Annotated in this window: 10 protein-coding genes; 4 read left to right on the forward strand and 6 right to left on the reverse strand. The window is 55.5% G+C overall.

Annotated features, from left to right (window positions below; translation table 11 throughout):
- Positions 1–15: 15 nt before the first annotated feature.
- The 3 genes from GSQ91_RS16400 to GSQ91_RS16410 are packed head-to-tail and all read right to left on the reverse strand — an operon-like array spanning position 16 to position 1636.
- Positions 16–576 carry a hypothetical protein gene (locus GSQ91_RS16400; protein WP_158822841.1) on the reverse strand — a complete coding sequence of 187 codons (561 nt, stop codon included), beginning with the start codon at positions 574–576 and terminating at the stop codon, positions 16–18.
- Positions 573–1082 carry a hypothetical protein gene (locus tag GSQ91_RS16405; protein ID WP_158822842.1) on the reverse strand — a complete coding sequence of 170 codons (510 nt, stop codon included), beginning with the start codon at positions 1080–1082 and terminating at the stop codon, positions 573–575. Before GSQ91_RS16405 ends, GSQ91_RS16400 begins: the two co-directional genes overlap by 4 nt.
- Positions 1079–1636, reverse strand: coding sequence for an RNA polymerase sigma factor (locus GSQ91_RS16410; protein WP_254064639.1), 558 nt, complete (start codon positions 1634–1636; stop codon positions 1079–1081). Before GSQ91_RS16410 ends, GSQ91_RS16405 begins: the two co-directional genes overlap by 4 nt.
- Positions 1637–1896: 260 nt before the next feature.
- Between GSQ91_RS16410 and GSQ91_RS16415 the strand changes: the two genes are divergently transcribed.
- Entirely contained in the window at positions 1897–4425 is a 2529-nt protein-coding gene (locus GSQ91_RS16415) for a zinc-dependent metalloprotease (RefSeq protein ID WP_158822844.1), read from the forward strand.
- A gap of 289 nt (positions 4426–4714) precedes the next feature.
- On the opposite strand, the gene GSQ91_RS16420 is transcribed toward GSQ91_RS16415, so the two are convergent.
- Both GSQ91_RS16420 and GSQ91_RS16425 read right to left on the reverse strand, forming a co-directional pair.
- Positions 4715–5791, reverse strand: coding sequence for a hypothetical protein (locus GSQ91_RS16420; RefSeq protein WP_158822845.1), 1077 nt, complete (start codon positions 5789–5791; stop codon positions 4715–4717).
- A 185-nt stretch (positions 5792–5976) separates the two neighbouring features.
- Positions 5977–8337, reverse strand: a complete 2361-nt coding sequence (locus GSQ91_RS16425) for a TIM-barrel domain-containing protein (RefSeq protein WP_158822846.1) — start codon at positions 8335–8337, stop codon at positions 5977–5979.
- Between the two features lie 552 nt (positions 8338–8889).
- Here GSQ91_RS16425 and GSQ91_RS16430 point away from each other — a divergent pair.
- The gene (locus GSQ91_RS16430; RefSeq protein WP_158822847.1) at positions 8890–9834 is read left to right on the forward strand and encodes a lipase family protein; all 945 of its coding nucleotides are present in this window, start codon (positions 8890–8892) and stop codon (positions 9832–9834) included.
- A 118-nt stretch (positions 9835–9952) separates the two neighbouring features.
- Here the strand turns inward: GSQ91_RS16430 and GSQ91_RS16435 are convergent, their stop codons facing one another.
- The gene (locus tag GSQ91_RS16435; protein WP_158822848.1) at positions 9953–12754 is read right to left on the reverse strand and encodes a DUF5695 domain-containing protein; all 2802 of its coding nucleotides are present in this window, start codon (positions 12752–12754) and stop codon (positions 9953–9955) included.
- A gap of 684 nt (positions 12755–13438) precedes the next feature.
- On the opposite strand from GSQ91_RS16435, the gene GSQ91_RS16440 reads away from it, so the two are divergent.
- Together GSQ91_RS16440 and GSQ91_RS16445 are read left to right on the forward strand one after the other, a co-directional pair.
- The gene (locus GSQ91_RS16440; RefSeq protein ID WP_158822849.1) at positions 13439–17305 is read left to right on the forward strand and encodes a TonB-dependent receptor; all 3867 of its coding nucleotides are present in this window, start codon (positions 13439–13441) and stop codon (positions 17303–17305) included.
- Positions 17306–17586: 281 nt separating this feature from the next.
- The gene (locus GSQ91_RS16445) at positions 17587–19521 is read left to right on the forward strand and encodes a glycoside hydrolase family 127 protein (protein ID WP_158822850.1); all 1935 of its coding nucleotides are present in this window, start codon (positions 17587–17589) and stop codon (positions 19519–19521) included.
- Positions 19522–19663 lie beyond the last annotated feature (142 nt).

Genomic DNA, 19663 nt, shown 5'->3' on the forward strand with positions numbered 1-19663 from the left:
GCGGAAAGCTTCGCTCTATTTGTCCACCTTCTCCAGTTTGACAATCTGATCGGGCTCCATCTGGCCGCGAATCTGCAGCAGCATCTCTGTCGTCGCTTTTTGCAGCGAGGCGCGAGCCTGATTCACGGCGTCAATCGTGGCGAATAGGCGTGTCGTATCGGCCTGTGGCTGCTTATTGAGCTCGTCCAGCTTTGCCTGTTCAGAGAGCAACGTCTTGTAGCTGCTGAGGATCGCCGACTTGTTTGCGTCGAAGATAGCATCCATCTTTTTCTGCTGGTCTCTACGCAGACCGATCGTGCTGGTCACAGTTTTGTCGTCCCACCATCGACCCGGCGGACCAAACTGCGATCCTCCGCGCGTAGTCCTGCTCGTTCCTGCGCCGCCTGAGTTCGCGGGGGGTTGGTTCCCTGTCGGTCCATTCGAAGGTGGACCGTTCGGGCCGCCGGGGCCGTGCGGTGCGGGAGGAGGTCCTCCGGGGCCACCGCCGGGACCCTTATTTTGCGCAGCAGCATAATGCCCTGCCATAAGGGCAAGGCACGCGCCAACAAGCGTAATTCGCGCCCATCGCCAGTTCATTGCATCCTCGATCCCATCCGTCCCTTCGTCCGTGAGGTGGCCCTATCCGTCATACCATATTCTTTGAACGGCGATACATCTTGCGGCGTCAGCTCTGCATACACCGATTGAAGCAGACGATTATCCTGAGCAATCTGGTCCGCGGAATCGTCAGGAGTCGACACCGCTGCCGATTCAGAACCGGCAGAAGGACCATGGTGATTCTTCCAGACTGGCACTGCAATCAGGAGAAGAGCAGCAGTAGCCAGAGCCCAACCCAGTGGGCGCTCCATCGTCCGACGGGCCCTCAACTTGGCCGCTGCGCGAAGATCGACCTTGGGCGTGGCTTCGCTCCACGCCATTGCAGTGGTCCCAAACGCGCTGAGCGATGCATCAAACGCGGCCAGTTCCCGGCGACAACTCTCACATTCGTCAAGATGTAATTGGCTCTCAGCGCTAGGAGCCACTGTTACGCATTCTGCGAACTGCTCATCCGTTAAATGTGCCGAACCCGAGGTTGTACTCATTTCGTCCCTCCTAGGGTAGCGCGAATTGTTTTGATTCCGCGATGCAGATGGGTCTTGACCGTATTGACAGGCATATCGGTCATGGCAGCAATCTCCTCAACGTTCATCTCTTCGAAAAATTTGAGCAGAAATACCCGCCGCTGGTTGACCGAAAGCGAGTCCACGGCCGCCTTCACCTGCTCCATTCGCTCTCTCGCCAGTATTTTGGATTCTGGAGAACTCTCGTTCGATGGCAGAAACGAAGCGAATTCCGTGACGTCCAGCGCTGTCGCCCGAGCCTTGCGCCAGAACTGGAACTTCTTGAGCCGCACATGATCGCAGATCAAATGGTTCGCGATGCCGATGAGCCAGGTGTTCACGCTACATTCGCCACGAAACGAAGCACGTCCGTTATAGGCTTTCAAAAAGCAGTCTTGCGTAATCGTCTGCGCAAGATCGGGATCGCCAACGGAGAACGTGACAAATCGAAGCACTCTTGCCCAATAAACGGCGACGAGCGAATCGATGTCGTCCAGTTCGGAGATGGCGGTCACCTGGGTTCCCAAGTGAATCATAGATGCATCCATCGCGATTTGCATATCGCTATCGAAGGACGCCGATTGTCTGTCTCTTGGGTTACACTCTTCGAAAACAAAGAGTGCAAAATAATTTGAGGCACACAAACTAAAGACATTGTTACGTCCCCCCTTCCCAACCGCCTTCCGAGAGCTTCTGGCGTACGTGGCGACCTTCTGAGGGGGCAAAACCCCGCTTCAGCGTCCGTTTGCGCCAGAGCTATTTGGTGTCCCGCAAGGGTTGCATGCTACAAACGAACATGGCACACACTGTAGCGATCGCTCTTGGTCTTGCCGTTTGCACGTTCTCCGTCTGCGCACAAGACATTGCTCCAAAGCCTGACAGCGCAACAACTGCCACAATCGCTACGAAAACAGCCTCCATGCAGCATATGCCGGGCCTGCTGCCACTCGACTGGGATGGGAGAGCGGGCAAGCTCTACCTCGAAGTCCCGCTTGCTGCCAATGCAACCCACTCGCGTTCGCAGGATCTGCTCTATACAGAGTCGCTGCCCTGGGGCACTGGATCTAACGATCTCGGCCTGGATCGCGGCCAGATCTCCAAAGGTATTCTTGTCCGTTTTGAGCGTAGCGGTCCAAAGCTATTGCTGGTCGAGATCAACACAGACTTCCGCAGTAGCGCAACCGATCCTATGGAGCAGCTCGCGGTGCAACAGTCGTTCCCCGTCTCCGTGCTCGCCGGTTTCAAAGTGGAAGCAGAATCGCCAGATGGCACGGTACTTGTCGACGCCACCAACTTCTTTCTCCGCGACTCACACCACGTCTCCGAAGCCCTGGCACGTGCGAAGCAAGGCAGCTATAAAGTCGACGAACCGCGATCGACGATCATACTGGACAGAACAAAAGCCTTCCCGAAAAATACCGAGGTTGAGGCTGAGTTGACCTTCGCCTCCGACGACATACACGATGCAAACTTTGTCAGCGATGTAACGCCCGATCCACGTTCGCTGACCCTGCGCGAGCATCAGAGTTTTGTGGAGCTTCCATCACCAGGCTTTACGCCGCGACGCTTTTCACCGCGCGCCGGCTACTTCCCCACAACCTATCGCGATTACAACGCTCCACTAGGCGAACCTCTCGACCAGAACTTCATCATTCGCCATCGCCTCATCAAACGCGACCCTACCTGCACGCATGCGTGCGTTGCCGTCGCACCCATTCAGTACTACGTGGATCGCGGCGCGCCGGAGCCTATTCGATCCGCACTCATCGATGGAGCTCGCTGGTGGGATGCAGCCTTCCAGGCCGCAGGATGGGCTCCCGGCACCTTTCGGGTAGAGGCACTCCCTGCTGACGCCGACCCCATGGATATTCGCTACAACATCATCCAATGGGTGCACCGCTACACCCGCGGTTGGAGCTATGGCGAGGCCATTACCGATCCGCGTACCGGCGAGATCATCAAGGGCAACGTTACACTCGGCAGCCTCCGCGGACGGCAGGACTATCTAATCGCGGAAGCACTGCTCAGCCCTTATGTCACTGGCAAACCGTTCCAGCCCGAGAACGACCCGATGCTGCAACTCGTACTGGCTCGAATCCGCCAACTGGCCGCCCATGAAACCGGTCATACTCTCGGGCTCGCTCACAACTTCGCCGCATCCAGCTTCCCGCACACCCCGGACCAGACCGTCAGCGTGATGGACTATCCGCATCCCTACGTGACACTCGGCAAGGATGGCGTTCCCGATATCTCCCACACGTACGGCGTCAATATCGGGCAGTGGGATAAGGTTGCCATCAATTACGGCTATCGCGAGTTCGACAAGAACGGCAAGCCGGTCGAAGACCCAGCCGCGCTCGACAACATTCTGCATGACTCGGAGAAAACTGGACTCATCTTCATTAGCGATGACGATGCCCGTCCCCTTGGCGGTGCTCATCCCCACGCCCACCTGTGGGACAACGGCACCGATCCTGCCGCCGAACTCGATCGTGTCCTCGATATCCGTACTGCCGCGCTTGCGCGCTTTGGAGAGAACGCCATCAAGCTCAGCACTCCCATGGCTCAGCTTGAAGAGACACTCGTTCCCCTCTATCTCTTTCATCGCTACCAGACGGAAGCTGCGGCAAAAGAGATCGGCGGTCTCGATTATCGCTACAACCTGCGCGGCGACGGCCAGATGAACCCGTCCATCGTTGATCCTGAGGACCAGAAGAAGGCTATCGCCGCCGTACTGAAGACGCTCGAACCGGAGACTCTAACTCTGCCCGAGTCGATCCTTTCGTTGCTGCCACCGCATCCTCCAGCGCTCGGCCGCACGCAGGAGTCGCTGCCATCGCATACCGGCCTCACCTTCGATCCCATCGCCTCGGCCGAAGCCGCAGCAGACCTCACACTCTCCGTTCTGCTCGATCCAGCGCGCGCCAGCCGGCTGATCGAATACCACATGCGCGTTCCAGCCTCGCCCTCGTTACGTGGTGTCCTCGAAGCCATCTCCAAGACCACGGCAGAGCGTCCGAACGCGGGCCACAGCATGTCGTCTGAAGTGGAACGCGCCGTTGAGTTCCGTGCTCTCGAAGCCATGTTGGCACTCGCCGTCAATCCTGCTGCCTCCAGCCAGGCCCGAGCCATCACGCGGTCACACATCGCCGATGTGTTGAAAGAAGTAACTTCGGCTCCCCCGTTGCAGGACACGGCTGAGGCTATCCACCGGGCAGCTTTTATCGACCGCATTCAGGAGTTCGAGAGAGCTCCCGAGAAGTTTGTCCCGGCCAAACCTATCGAGGCGCCGCCGGGCATGCCGATTGGAGATGACGAACAGTAATCTGTCGCCGCATGTCGCTGACAACAAGGCATGCCCGCCAGGTTGTTGCTTTTCTTTCTGTCATTCCCGTAGGGAATCTGCTGTTGCTCTTGTCGTTGCTCTTGCTCTTGTTTTTTCGGAGTAGCAGCGGCCTTTAGGCTGCGGAAACATGGCAAACCTCTGTCGGGCTTTAGCCCTGGGCTTTTTGCTGGTATAAGCAAAGGGCCCACCGCTAAAGCTTTTTCTTGTCGGACTCTAACTTGCTTTGCTCCGAACCGTCCTATCGTTACAACTTGTGACCGGTGTTGCATCAGTGTTGCGATTGACCCGGTTTTTCCGGGATACCACGGTCATCCAATATCTGTACAGCGGTAGCAGGGCCAAAATTCGCCCAGTCCCTCAGCACCCACACAACCTTCTTATCTGGAGTCACCTCGACGAGCTGAGGACCTTTTCCACTATCTCCGCGGGAGCAGATGATCGTGTTGCCGTTGGCCAACCGGGTGGCGCTCTGTGTGTTGATGAATCGATAGGCCTCCGGCAAGTCATCCGGCCTGAGTTCCCAAACCGTCTCTTTCCTGGGGTTGACCTCGCGGGTGAGGACATCCTGTTCATCGGTGATGAGCGTGTTGCCATTTTTGAGTCGAACGGCAGCCCATGGGCTCTTGATTTCGTACTTCCATATCTCCTTGAAATTCTTGTCGTATTCGACAACCTGATTCATCTCCAGAAAGGGAACGAGATAGGTTCCCTGTGCGGTGTAGCGCACTCTACGAAATTGCCCGTGAACCTTTCCTTTGTCGGTCAGGCTGATTGCGGGCAACTCATGTTGAACTTCGATCTTATTGGTCTTGATGTTGACCACCATTAGTTTGGGAGGCAGACCATTTAGAATGAACAGGACCTTGTCCCGGCCAATAGGCTGGCAAGTATGGATTTCAGTCCCGGGAGGGGCATCGTAGCGCCACACTACCTCTTTGTTGGGTGTCACTTCGGCTACGTATTGCATTCGACTAAAGAGGATATTGCCATTGGAGAGCATCCACACATCGTCGTACTCCCAGCCTGTTCCCGTGGAATAGGTCCAGATGATTTTGCCGTTGTTGACGAGGAGGATTTTGTTATATCCCTCACCGATATAGAGCATAGGGTGCTGAGCCATGCCGTCTCCGGGTAAACCGGGCGGGATGGGCTGGTCCCACTTGAGGGGCGCAACCTCGCTTTCGGCTGGACCCATAGACGGCACATCGGCGGCCGTGAATCGGCCCAGTTGGGACATCAACGGCAGTTCGGGTTTGGACGTGTGTTGCCCAAAGGACACGACACACACAGCAAAGAGCGTAAAGCAGACTCCAAGGTTCGGCGGGAGTAGTTTTCTATCGCACATGCTATTTTCTCGGTGAGTCAGATGAGTGCATGAGATTTTATTACCCGAAACATGGTTGAGATAGGTAGTGCCTGATGAATTGATGTCTCTGTTGTTGCATTTCAGAGTGGCAGCGACCTCATTCTTCTACGAACTAACAACTCACCACACTAGTCAGCTATTTGGGATCACGACCAAAAAAATATTCACTTTACCATGATCTTGATCTCTGAACCTCGATAAACGACGGCCTTGTCCGCATGCTCTTCAACCCCACCGCCAACACCATGTCCGGGATGCGTCAGGATGATGTGGAAGGTGATCTCTTGCGGCATACCGGAATAGCTTCCAGTTCGGGCGCCGAAGGTCACCGTTCTTTCGGAGTCGGACCAGCTTATAGGAATCACTGCATGCTGACCCTTCTCATAGTTATAGTTATCGCCCTCATCCTGATAGAGGTTGAAACTTCCATTGGCTCCGGGGTAGATACGCAGCTCAATGGGGCCGTCGACCTTTTCGCCGGCATACTGCTCGTCTGGTCCGAGAGGAAGAATCGATCCTGCGCGCACATAGAGCGGGATGCGATTGAGCGGCGCTGCGGCCTGGATGGAAACACCGCCCTCCATCTTCTCCCCAGTCCAGAAGTCGTACCAGAGCGTGTCCTTCGGCAGATAGAGACGACGCTGCGTAGCCTTCGCTTCCGTAACCGGACTAACCAGAATCGCTGGTCCGAACATAAACTGGTCCCCAATGTTCCATGTCAGAGGGTCACTCCTCCAATCCATAACCAGGGGCCGCTGAATTGTGTAGTCCTCGTTCGAGACCTTCCATGCGAGCGAGTAGATATAAGGCATCATGCGGTAGCGGAGCTTGTCGTACTCGATAAGCGAGGACTCCACATTCGGATAACTCCACATCTCGTTATGAGGGCGATGGCCGTGCGACCGAAAGATCGGGCAGAAGACGCCGAACTGAAACCAGCGCAGATAAAGCTCCTGATAAGCGGGATCCTCTATCTGTCCGTCATAGGTAGGCCAGTAGCCTCCAATGTCTGTTGTCCAATACGGCAGACCTGAGATTGCATAGTTCAAGCCGCCGGCGATTTGATGCGAAAGCCCCCAGTAGCTGCTGAAGACATCGCCAGACCATACCGTCGCGCCAACCCGCTGCTGCCCGAGGAAAGCCGAACGAGTAAGCAGGAAGGTGCGCTTTTGATCAGTGCTCTTCCTCCAGTGATCCTGAATACCTTCGTTATGCAGGAGAGGATAGATATTCGTGTACATCGCTCCATTGCCTATTGAGAGCTTCTTGTCACGAAGAATGGCGTCTCCCCCGTGAGGCCAGTATTCTTCCGGCTCGGCACTATCCAACCAGAAAGAGTCCCATCCCTGGGCAAACAACTTACGCGTGAGACTCTCCCAATACACATCTCGCGCTCTCGGGTTTGAGGCATCATAAACATGCGCATCTGGTACGAAGAGGCCTTCTGCGTCGAGCTTCTTATAGGTGTCAGACGATGGGTCGATGAGCCCCCAGGTGGAGATCATGGTGTGCACATGCTCGTCATGCAACTTCTTTAGATCGCCCGGCACATCATGGTAGTTCTCATTGAAGATCGGATCTCCTTCGTGCTTCCACCAGAACCAGTCCTGAACGATTCCATCCAAAGGAATGTGTTCGTTGCGGTAACGATCTGCAATCGAGATCATCTCATCGAGCGACTTATAACGATCCTTTGATTGGATAAAGCCATACGACCAGCGTGGCAGCATGGGCGCGTGGCCCGTCAAGGTGCGGTACTGATGGATGACCTCATCCATCTCCGGGCCATAGACGAAGAAGTAGTCGACCCCGTCCCCGGCCATGGTGTCGAAAGAGAGTTCGAGTGGAAAGCGGTTGTCTACATAGGTGTACGAGGCCGTGTTCCAGATAATTCCGTAACCGCTCGTGGAGACAAGAACAGGAACAGCGATATCGGTATTATTCTGCCCGAGTTCAACCGTCGCCCCGCGGTAGTTGAACATTCCATTCTGATGCTGCCCTAAACCGTAGAAGGCCTCGGTAAAGTTGGGCGAGAAACGATCTTTCACGTGAAAGGTTTTATCGCCATTCAAGTCCACAGGAGTATAGGTTCTTGGAACCGCGCTCGCTTCATGAAGGAGCGGCTTACCATCCGCGGTTGCGTAGCTCAGATTTCCCCGATCCATCGAGAGCGTAACCGTAAGATTGGCGGTTTTGACACGCGCACTCTCCGCATCCTTGCTGAACTGGAAGGGCACCCCTTTGCAGGATTGATCGGCAGGCAAAAGCCAGGGTTGCGGATGTTCGACCGCTCTTCCATCCGGGCGTGTCGTAATGTGGACGACAGAATCAGAGCACACCACCAGGTTCATGGACTCTTTCCCAATCGTCGCATCGAAGCCGCGTTCCGATTGCGTGACCTGTATCGGCGGCGGAGCCGGAGTCTGCGCGGCTAGAACAGAACCGCTAACCAACGACCCCAAAAGCGCAAACGAAAGCTGAGGACGTAGCGATAATTTTGACAGAGAAAATAATTTGCTGGCCATATTCCCCTTTGGCTGTAGGGCTGCAATAGATATAAACCGCAGATGAAGTTTAGCCCAACTGAACTCTTGTGCTTTTGTAATGTCCTTTAGGCTCCAGAAGTGACGAAAGTTGGCCTTTAGGCCCAAGTAGTATCCGATCCCCCTAAAGCCCGATTCTTATATGCCCTTATTCCGTGTCCTAAACACCACGGCTCCCTCCGCTCCACAAGGCTAATGCGTCATGGCTTGCGATTCGCGCTGTCGGCAACATTCTCATTCTTCATCGAACGAACGACTCACCACACCAAGACACGGACCTCCCTGAACCTCTATCTATCGCAACCGCGAAGAGTATGAAAACAGATGCGTTAGCTGATTCAGGAATCATGGGGCTTAGACAAAAGCCAGGGAACGATACTGGAACGAAACCTCAAAAAAAAGCGGACTATCTCAGCCCGTGGTGAAGACGCAGGCCACGAGATCCTTCGCCTGTAACAAAAATTTGATTTATGCCTTGCCTCGCCTGGCTCTAGTATTCCATCCACTGCACAGCAGTAGGAGATATCTAAACGAATGAGCAATTCTCTCACTCCCCCTCTCACCCCCGACCAAGCCGCGCAGGCCGTACTCTACGGCAAATTGGTTAAAGCCGTCACCGCTACGTACATAGCAAACCCAGGCAAGCTGACTCCCCCGCTCCAAGGCATTCCTGACGGCTGGCAGCTCTCCGCCTGGATCAACATGTCGGACTTCGATATGGAGAATCATCAGGTAAAAACGTATCCGGAGTTCTACGGCATCGTCGTGCAGCAGATCGCAGACCCCACCAAGCGTGTCGTCGCCTTCCGCGGCACACAGGGCAACATCGAGTGGCTTGACGACGCGACTTCCATCCTCCAGGTGCCGTTCTTGCCGTTGCACGACGGCGGCATGGTAGGCTTGGGCTTCGGTGCGATCTACTCCTCACTGAAGATCGTACCTGTGCCAATCATCACATCCAACACCGGCCCCGCCGCTGCTGCTACCCCCAAGCTCACCGGCACCTTTGCGGAGCAGCTCGACCAACTCGCTACCCACGAGGAGGCCCACCTCGGCATCACGCAAAAATCTGCGGCAAGCGACGGACGCCCCACTGTGGCCACCGGTCACAGCCTGGGTTCCGCGCTTGCTACGCTCTTTGCCTTGGAGGGCAGCGTTAAAAAGTTGTTCAATATCCAGCTGATCAGTACCCTGGCCTCGCCAAAGGTTGGCAACGCCAAGTTCGTGCAGACCTTCAATGCCCAGCCTTTTAGCTCCTGGCGCATTGTCAACCTCCCTGACAAAGTCCCCCAACTCCCACCGTCCCTTCTTGGTATCGATTTCGAAGCTGTCGACACAGAGTATTCCTTCGACTCATCGTCCTTTGCGAAGCAGAATGAGGGCTGCTATCACAGCATCGATACCTATCTGCACGGGCTCGACAACAGCCTGCACGTGGCTTTTGACTGCCTTCCTATAACAATTTCAGTAACAGGTTGATGTAGCTCATTTCGAGCCTGCCAATACCGTGTATCTCGACCGAAGGCGGCTAAAGCGGTGCCTTCGGTCGAGATGACAGTTCTGCGCTGGTTCCGTCTACGTACCGCTTCTCCTTACCTTATTTCCCTGCACTCACACCGGCGCCCAAACGCACAGTTGTACTCGCAACGCCAAGGGAAACAACGTAAGCGCCCCTCTCTACAGCCAGCTTCTCAAGCGGCGCAATGTTGCTAACGCCATTCGGATGTGCCGTTTGTTCTATCCGCAGGAACGCGATTGAAGTGTACGCATCGCCAGGCGCAAGCTCCACCTCGACCGAATCGGTTGCCTCATTAAATGTCACGCGCTCGAACTGACCACTATCGAGCGTGAGCCACAGACCCAGCGGCGCCAGAAATACACGTTGCCGAAAGCTATCCCGCGGCTCAACAGTCACCACGTTGCCCTTCGTGCTCAGATTGCCACCAAAGACCAGCCAGCCAAACTCCACATCTTTGGCAACATACGTTCCTGTATTCCACGCATGGCCAAAGAAGTTAGGACCATAGTCACCTGTATACGGATCGAAGGCCATCTTATCCGGATAGCTATGGAAGGCCGCCGAAGCAAACCCTTCCTGATCGATCCCGCTAAGGGCCCCCATCGTGCCGCCATAGCCGATCCGCAACAGGTAGAGGTCGGAAGGATCGCGCCGATAAGCATCCAGCACTGGAATCGCATTGATACCCGAGCCATAGTGGTGCAGCTGCCGCTCGATCCGTGGATACTTACCGCCATACAGAAAGTCCCAGTACCGCCGTGCGCTGCCGTTATAGCCCCAGCTTGGAATCGTCGGCATATATCCGGTGATGGCGTCCAACGTCACCTGAGCTTTATCGTTCATGCCAAAGTATCTAGTCCAGGCATAGACCTCTTCCTGCCCCGTCGAGTCCCAAGGCATCTCACTGCCAAAGGGGTAAGCCTGTTTCTGCCACACCTCGGCACGCGCGCGCATCGCGGCTTCAAGCGTCGCAGCTTCTGTCGTCATCCCTTCGCGGCGCAGGTCATCCAGCACCGCTACAAAGACATCGCCCTCCATCTGGCCAAACTGCGCCAGCCCCTGCCCCAGACGAGTCATCGCCATCGTCGTCTCATAGGACTGCGTCAGATACCAACGCCAATCATGATGCGTTACCAACCCCTGATGCTCTCGCGCCAACCGATAGAGCGCCCAATACGCAGCCACTACGTGCGGGTAGTTATACGAGCGGCCAAGATCCTCACTCGCCTCTTTGTTCCAGCTCTCCCACGACGACCAGTCCAGATCCTTGCGATAGTAGCCTGCAGGCAACTGGTCCGGTTGATAGAAGAACAAGCTCTTGCGCACGCCATACTTGCCCGGCCCATCCTTCTGCTGCAAACCGCCCCACAGAACGCCGTCAACAAAGTTCTCGAGTTGCGCAATCTGGTGCTTCTCCGGTCGCCCGTACTCTTTCATCGCAGCAGCTAGCCACGATCCTGAACCTGCCTCGTCGCCTAATCCAGCGATCCATACGCGGCTGTCCTGGGCGACGATAGCATTCACCTCACGGTCATAGCTCATCACCGACGGGCTGCGATGAAAGGGATCATCCTTCACGTCAAACCATTGTTTGGTGAAGAGGAAACGGCCCATATCATCCACAGCTTCGGCTTCGGGTTTCATCACCCGATACTGCACTGTCTCCACCGCTCCGTCGGCATACGTGACTGTCAGCCGCGCGCGACCCCACTGCTTGCCACGCAACGCGTAACGCTGCCAGCCATGCTCGGTAGTTCCGTCAGCCTTTACGTCGATAGCTCCCGCAGGCTCTACTGTGACCTTTTCGACTCTTTTGGGGTACTTCAAAAACAGGCTGGCCTCGATATCCTGAGGCAGGATGTAGCCGGGAAAACCAATGGCCACAGGCCTACCGTTATCAGCAAGCGTTTTCTCAATGTCGCGAATAGAATCCGCAACCAGAAACCGCACCCCCACCGTGCGCTCCTGACCTGGATCGAGCACAATGCTCGTCGCGGGATTCCATGGCTCGGCCTGCTTCCATTCATTCTGCTGATAGGCCGCCGAGGCCACCATCCACTCATAGAAGCCCTCGAAGGTCATGCTCCGCGGTGTAAGGTCTTCAAAGAGAGCGGCCTTGCGCATCCGGCCATGAGTTCCAGCGATCGGGTTGTAGGCCTCAAAGGGAGTCTTCCCATCCGGCACCACCAGCAACGCAGGCCCATGCCCATTCAGACGTGTCACCTGCACATAGCCGCCATCCATCGCAATTGACGGGTCTGAGAAGCTGCACACCGCATGAGCCTCATCGAGATTCTTCCCATTCATCACGTTATCGAAGATTAGGGGAATCCCCAGCGCCCCGATCTCAATGCCACGCTTCCCTGAATTTCTCAACGTGAAGCGCAGAACAATATGGCCATCCACCACCGACCAGCTCCGTGTTGCCTTAAGTGGAAACTCTGCAGGCAATGTCGGGCGCAGATCATCACGCTCCAGAACTCCGGATTTCTGTGCGCTGGGACCCAGCGGCAGCACCTTCACCGGATGCCGTTCCAACGCCGTCGAATATCCATGCCACTCGCTAGTTCCCACCTCACGCAGGCGTAGGTCGAGATCTCCCAGGTGATAGTAGCCATCCGTCGAACGAGCCGCCAGCAACTCCGCTGGAGTGAAGTCGAATCCATCTCCGTTCCTCGGTTCAAGCCCAGCTACAGTTCCCGAGGAGCGCACTAACCTTAAAGTCAGGTCTGGAGTTTCATACTGCTCCAGCCCCTGATCGAGCATCGCTCCCAGCGTTGACGCCCGGCCTGCCGGATACGACTGCCCGAAGCCCTGCCCACCGGCTAGCACCAGCAACATCGCACACGTTAGCCAGCTGGCCGCTTTTGTTAACTGCATTCTCTTCCTTCTCCTGCCAAACGCTGTTGACACCGCGAGATGACCTCACCCGATCCCAATATTCATTCCTACCGGGGCATCCTCATCGGTCTTTCGTTGCAACAAATTGTATACGTACACATAGATTAAATCCCTCGCAATCGACACCAAAAACCTCCTATTTGGAGGAAAACCCCTTTCCTGCCTGTGAAGCTAGCACAATAAATTGTGCGTTTTTCATGCTTTTGTTGACAATATGTCTTTTTTCTATTAATCGTTATTGAACGCATAATTGTATTTTTAACTTTGAACAAGAAAAGGCAATCGGCAGTGTATCCGGTGCCTGAAGACGGTTTGAGGCCATTGAGTTTTTACCCGAAACCGTATGTGTCGCGATCGAACCTGCTGCCACAAGTCGTTGAGAAGAACTTGAAAAGGGATGGCAGACAAGACGGAATCGGAGGACCACGCTGTATGAACTTGTGCAAACGGACAAGAACGGCACGCGCAACGCGTAGACCGCAATCTACAGCGCACGTATCTGCCCGGCGGTTTGAAACGAACGCCATGCGGATCGTTGATTCGCCCACCGAGAAAAGGTTTTCTGGGACGATGTGTTCCCCACATGAAAAGGCCAGTACTGGAGGAGAAAGAATGATGTCGCGAAGATTATGTAGGACGTTGGGCTTGATTGTGGGATTACTGATGACACTCCTAGCAGGTGGAGCCGCACAGGCTCAGTCCGGATCACAAGGAACACTTGCAGTTATCGTGCAGGATGCGAGCGGAGGCGCTGTGCCGGGCGCGAAGCTGGAGTTGGTAGAGGTGGAGACGAATGACCACCGCGCAGCCACCAGCAGCGCCAAGGGCATCTTCACCTTTGTCAATCTTCCCATCGGCATCTATCACTTGAGCGCGACCAGAGACGGTTACGCGACCTCCAATCTGGACAAGATTGAGATCCATGCCGGGCAGGTGACCGATCTGCTGACGACCCTCAAAGTCGGCTCGCACGACGAAACGGTCACGGTCGACGCTAGTTCCAGCTCCGTGCTTGAGACGACGTCCAACGAGATCGGCACAGTCATCAATCTCAAGGACGTTGAAGACCTCCCGCTTGGAAGCCGTGACCTGTCAGGTTTAGTGGCGCTGACTCCTGGCTACGCGGGAACTCCCGGCTATAGCGAGGGAGGAGTTCCACTCGGCAACTTCAACGGCCAGGTGGAGATGAACACCAGCAGCAATATGGACGGCGTGATCGGCAACGCCTCTCGCGGCAAATACTACGGAGGCAACGCGGGAACCGCCGTGACGCCACGCGTGGAGAACATCCAGGAGATGTCGGTTCAGACCGACATGATGGACGTGGATAAAGGCTACGGGCAGGCTTCGATGCAGGTGAACTACGTAAGCCGCAGCGGCACCAACAAATTTCACGGGCGCATCTTTGAAGACTTCAAAAACGACGGTCTGTATGCCAACACCTGGTCCAACAATGCCAGTGGGCAGCGCCGGGACAAGGTCATCTATAACGATTTTGGCGTCAGCATTGGCGGGCCGATTCTGCACGACAAGCTGTTCTTCTTTGGCACGTATTCCGAGCGAAAGATTCCCGGCTCCTACATCCTGCAAAACACGGTCATCACCACGGCCGCCCAATCGGGAAACTTCGGCTATACCTACACCAACGCATCGGGCGCAACCGCAACCAACACGGTGAATGTCTACAGCCTTGTGGCGGGACTCGGGCAGAACCTCCGCAACTCCGCAAACTCTCAGATCGCAACGCAATTGTCGGCAATCAATACCGCGGAGGCCAGCGGCACAATCGCTGCCATTGAAGGCGACCCGAATCTCTCGACGCTGCTATGGAAACAGCCCAATCCCGAGACGCTGTACTACCCCATGGCGCGGCTGGACTATAACATCTCTTCCAAATTGCGGGCAGCGCTTTCCTGGAGCATGACACAGGACACAAAGCCAGAAAATTACGCGTCGAATTTTCCCGGGGCAGGATTCGCCAATCAAATCTCCGGCTACAAAATTCGTAACTTCACGCTTGGCCCATCGCTCGATTGGACGATATCGCCCAATGTCATCAATCAATTCCGCGGAGGCTTTCTCTATGACGCGGAAAAATACGGCTACAACGCTGCGCCCTTGTATGCTACGGAACCCTCAGTCACTTGGGCATTGACAGAGCCGAACGAAAGCTTGTCGGGCCAAAGCTATACGACACCTATCACTACATACTATCCGCTCTTCAATGCTTCAGATACCATCTCCTGGCAGCATAAGAGCCACACAATGAAGTTCGGCGCCTCCTGGTATCGCGAACAGGACCACTATTGGAATCCTCCAGCAGGCTATCCAACCTATACGCTTGGGCTGGCAAACGGAGACCCGTCTCTGAATGCCTTTTCGACGGCAAATCTTCCCAATGCCTCCTCAAACCAGATCACCGAAGCCGAGAATCTCTATGCAACTCTGACCGGGCGCATCAGCGCAATCAATGGCAGCTATAGCTACAACCAAAAGAGCGGCTCATACGACACAGGGATCTCTGCCTACAACCTGGACGAAGTCTCCAACGCCTGGGCCTGGTATGCGCAGGATTCCTGGCGTGTCTTCCCCAGCCTCACGATCAACTTTGGCATGCGCTGGGACTATACGGGTGACAACTACGACAAGACAGGGGCTTATCACTCTGCCGGACCAAACGGCGTCTTCGGACCGTCCGGAGTAAACAATCTATTCAATCCTGGTTCTCTTCTTGGCGAAGCGGATCCGAGCATCTCGGTCAATCCCCATGCATATAAGCCATGGCACAGATCGCCACAGCCTCAGGTAGGATTCGCCTGGAACCCCGATGTGGAATCAGGACCCTTTGCCAAGCTTATGGGGGGACACAGCACGGTGATCCGTGGCGGCTTCGGTCTTAAGAAATATACCGAGCCCTACCAGTTTTATTGGGATGCGGCATCGGATTACGGTTCGTTCTTCTATCAATACTTCCATGCCTATCCGGCCGCCAGCACCTCACCTGGCTACTTCCAGGCTGGAAGCCTTGAGTTGGGTGACTCAATGCCGGCCTACGGTCTATCTCCAGCCGCCTATACCAAGTCGGAGCAGGAGTCCGCTCTGGCCTTCCAGGGTTTCCCGATGGTCGGTATGGATCCTAATATTCAGCAGCCCTATGTCGAGTCGTGGAACCTGGGCATTCAGCGTTCGCTGGGTGCAAGCCGTGCGATCGAGATTCGCTATATGGGAAATCACTCGGTCCATGAATGGGTTGCCACAAACCCGAATGAAGTCAACATCTTTGAAAATGGCTTCCTCACGGAGTTCCAGCACGCTCAGGCGAACTACAAGATCAATCAGGCCGCGGGAATCCAATCGTTTGCGAACAATGGCCTGGCGGGACAGTATGCGCTGCCTATCTTCACGCAGGCTTTTCAGGGAGAATCTTCTGGCGGAACTGGAATTCCCTTGTCGGATTTCGCGAACTCGCAATTCACCAACTATCTCACTCAGGGACAGGCTGGAGCTATGGCCAGCGTCTTAAGCGGCTACGCGGGAACCGTTCCCTATATCTGCAACCTGATCGGAGCCAACTTCAGCCCCTGCGCAAATATCCTCGGGTCTAACGGAAGTGGAGCCTATCCGGTGAACTTCTTCCAGGCCAATCCTTATGCTTCGGGAAATGGTGGAACGGCGTATCTGGAGGCCATTGGATACTCCAATTACAACTCACTGCAGGCGGAGTTCCGGCAACAGAACTGGAAGGGGCTGCAATGGAATGCCAACTACACCTGGGCTCATTCCATGGGTCTCTCCTCCCAGGAAAACTATACCGCGGGGGCGAATCTCTTTTCTTTGCGAGCTAGCCAGATGCACCGCAACTACACTCCTGGCGAATACGACATTCGCCACGTGATTCATATGAACGGAACCTACGATCTTCCCTTTGGCAAGAATCAACCGTGGCTGAGTTCGAACAAGATCGTCAGCACCGTGGTTGGAAACTGGACACTGGGAAATATCATCACCTGGCAGACCGGAATGCCGCAGCAACTGACAGGCGGCTATGACACCTATAACGACTTTGCCGATGGCGGAATCTCTCTGAATGGCATAACGTCTGCCATGCTGCAAAAAGCCGTACATGTGCATCGTCTGCCGCAAGCTGTTATCAACTCCAACGCGGCCAATGGAACTCCAAACTATGTGGTCATGCTGGACCCGAAGTATCTCTCGTCGGCCTACAGCGGCGGGGCGAATAGTAACTACATCGCTCCCAATACAACAGCCGGTTCGCTGGGACAGACAATCTTCCTGCATGGGCCGCACGGCTTCTATGAAGACATGGCACTCTCCAAGGTCTTCCCCATCCGGGAGAAAATCAAGCTGTCGTTTCAGGGGGAGTTCCTCAACGTCTGGAATCATCCAGTCTTTGGGAATAGCACTAACTGGATGAATGCAAGTACACAGAGCAGCGCCTTCGGTCTTGCAACCGGGGGGCCTAACAATCTTCCGCGGCACATTCAACTTCGTGCCAACATTGAGTTCTAGGGCGCATCATCAAACTTCGTTCTAGGCTTTAGCCAATTCTTTATTTTGAACGGACAGGGCTTCAGCCCCGCCGTTAGGGCATCACCATAAAATCGGCTTTAGCCGCAGAGGGAACGATGTCTATCTCAGTACAAAAGCTATCCATTGGATGACACACCCGAAAGCCCAACACACGTTTCGATTGGTCCTTCTCTGCACTAACTTGCAGCGAAGGACCAAGTGGGTTATCCATAACTGCGCTCAAGAGTCGCAACGGTAACAAAAGAAGAAAGGCAGGGACGATGAGCACGAGCAACTTCACCCGCAGAGGTTTTCTTACCGGAGCAGCCGCCGCAGGCAGTGCTGCCCTCCTGCAGCGCAGCGTTGTCGCGCAGCAAAGCATCAGGGCAGCGGACGAAGACACCGCGACGGCAACACTCATCAGTCCTGCTGTAGGGAAGGTCGCGTGGAAGGCCAAGCCATTTCCGATGCCTCAGGTGCGACTGCTGCCCAGCTTCTGGCTGGACATGATGGAGTTGAACCGCAGCTTCCTGTACTCGCTTCCGAACGAGCGCCTTGCACACAACTTCCGGGTAACGGCTGGCCTTCCCTCCGAAGCCACAGCTCTCGGCGGATGGGAGGCGCCGGACTGCGAACTGCGCGGCCACTATGTTGGCCACTATCTCTCCGCGTGCGCATTGCTACATGCGAGCACAGGAGACATTGCCATCCGCGATAAGGCTAACGCGCTCGTCGCCACTCTCGCGGAGTGCCAGGCGAAGGATGGTTATCTGGGAGCTTATCCGGCAACCTTCTACGATCGCCTGCGCAAGCACGAGAAAGTCTGGGCGCCGTTCTACACGTACCACAAGATCCTCGCCGGCATGCTCGACATGTACGAGCACACCGGCAATAAGCAGGCTCTGCAGATTGCCATTCGCATGGCCGACTGGGCCGATGCATGGTCCGCGCCCATCCCTGCAGATGACTGGCAGAAAGTGTTGCTGATCGAGCACGGCGGCATGAACGAAGCCTCCTTCAATCTGTATGCGATCACCGGCAAGACCAAATACCGCGACCTTGGTTATCGCTTCGAGCATAAGAAGATCTTCGATCCGCTCGCGGCAGGCGAGGACAAGCTCGACGGCAATCACGCGAACACCAATATTCCCAAGGTCATTGGCGCAGCGCGCGGCTACGAACTCACCGGCGACGAACGCTATCACCGCATCAGCACCACCTTCTACCAGGAGGTCGTAGACCATCACGCCTACTGCACCGGCGGCACCAGCAACGGAGAGTTCTGGCATAAACCGGACGCCGTAGCCACAGAGCTCGGCGGTGCAGCGCAGGAGTGTTGTTGCTCGTACAACATGATGAAGCTGTCGCGGCACCTCTTCGGACAAGAGCCGGATGCGAAGTACTTCGACTACTATGAACGCCTGCTTCTAAACGTTCGTTACGGCACACAAGACCGCAATGGCATGCTGATGTACTACGTGCCGCTGCAACCTGGCCTCTACAAGACCTTCGGCACCCCCTTCGACGCGTTCTGGTGCTGCACCGGAACAGGCAGCGAAGAGTATGCCAAGCTGACCGACTCCATCTACTTCCACGATGACAACTCTCTCTATGTGAACCTCTTCATTCCCTCGAAGCTCGACTGGTCGGAGCGCGGCCTGCGTCTGCGCCAGACAACGAAGTTTCCCAACGAAGAGAAGATCACCTTTACGATCGACAGCGCTCCAAGACAGGCAACGCCGATCAAGATTCGTGTCCCCTACTGGGCAACGAGCGGCGCCACCGTGCGCGTGAACGGCGCAGTGCAGAGTGTATCGGCAACGCCGGCGAGCTATCTCACGCTGGATCATCCGTGGACAGCGGGCGATGCCGTTGAACTCGAGTTGCCCATGACGATGCACATCGCGGTAGCTCCCGACGACAAGCAGGTGCAGGCTGCCATGTATGGCCCCCTGGTGCTGGCGGCAGTGCTCGGCACCGAAGGACTCACCAACGGCATGATCTATGGAGGATCAGGACCGGATGACGAGGACCGAGGCATACCAATGCCCGAGGTGACAGAGCCAGGTGTATGGTTCGAACGAGTAGAGGCCAGCGCAAACTACTCCCTGCGCTTCCACAGCAAGGGACGCGGGCCGATCCACACGCTCGTGCCACTCAACGAGATCATGGACCAGCGCTACTCGGTCTATCTGCGAAACACAGCAAAGACCTAAAGCCCGCACACACAGAGGCCAGCCAGGTATTGTCCTGATCGTATGAAAAGTGTTTTGCACCTGTCTTTTGCTTTTGTTTTTCTTGTTTGTCATTCCGAGCGTAGCGAGCGAATCTCGGAATGACAACCAGAAAAGCAAGAGC

The organism is Granulicella sp. S156 (assembly GCF_009766105.1).
GTDB lineage: Bacteria > Acidobacteriota > Terriglobia > Terriglobales > Acidobacteriaceae > Granulicella.

Excerpts from the sequence above, each read along its gene's own strand:
- GSQ91_RS16400 (WP_158822841.1), bottom strand. The coding sequence starts at position 576 with ATGAACTGGCGATGGGCGCGAATTACGCTTGTTGGCGCGTGCCTTGCC.
- GSQ91_RS16425 (WP_158822846.1), bottom strand. The coding sequence starts at position 8,337 with ATGGCCAGCAAATTATTTTCTCTGTCAAAATTATCGCTACGTCCTCAG.
- GSQ91_RS16415 (WP_158822844.1), top strand. The coding sequence starts at position 1,897 with ATGGCACACACTGTAGCGATCGCTCTTGGTCTTGCCGTTTGCACGTTC.
- GSQ91_RS16430 (WP_158822847.1), top strand. The coding sequence starts at position 8,890 with ATGAGCAATTCTCTCACTCCCCCTCTCACCCCCGACCAAGCCGCGCAG.
- GSQ91_RS16435 (WP_158822848.1), bottom strand. The coding sequence starts at position 12,754 with ATGCAGTTAACAAAAGCGGCCAGCTGGCTAACGTGTGCGATGTTGCTG.
- GSQ91_RS16440 (WP_158822849.1), top strand. The coding sequence starts at position 13,439 with ATGACACTCCTAGCAGGTGGAGCCGCACAGGCTCAGTCCGGATCACAA.
- GSQ91_RS16410 (WP_254064639.1), bottom strand. The coding sequence starts at position 1,636 with ATGATTCACTTGGGAACCCAGGTGACCGCCATCTCCGAACTGGACGAC.
- GSQ91_RS16420 (WP_158822845.1), bottom strand. The coding sequence starts at position 5,791 with ATGTGCGATAGAAAACTACTCCCGCCGAACCTTGGAGTCTGCTTTACG.
- GSQ91_RS16445 (WP_158822850.1), top strand. The coding sequence starts at position 17,587 with ATGAGCACGAGCAACTTCACCCGCAGAGGTTTTCTTACCGGAGCAGCC.
- GSQ91_RS16405 (WP_158822842.1), bottom strand. The coding sequence starts at position 1,082 with ATGAGTACAACCTCGGGTTCGGCACATTTAACGGATGAGCAGTTCGCA.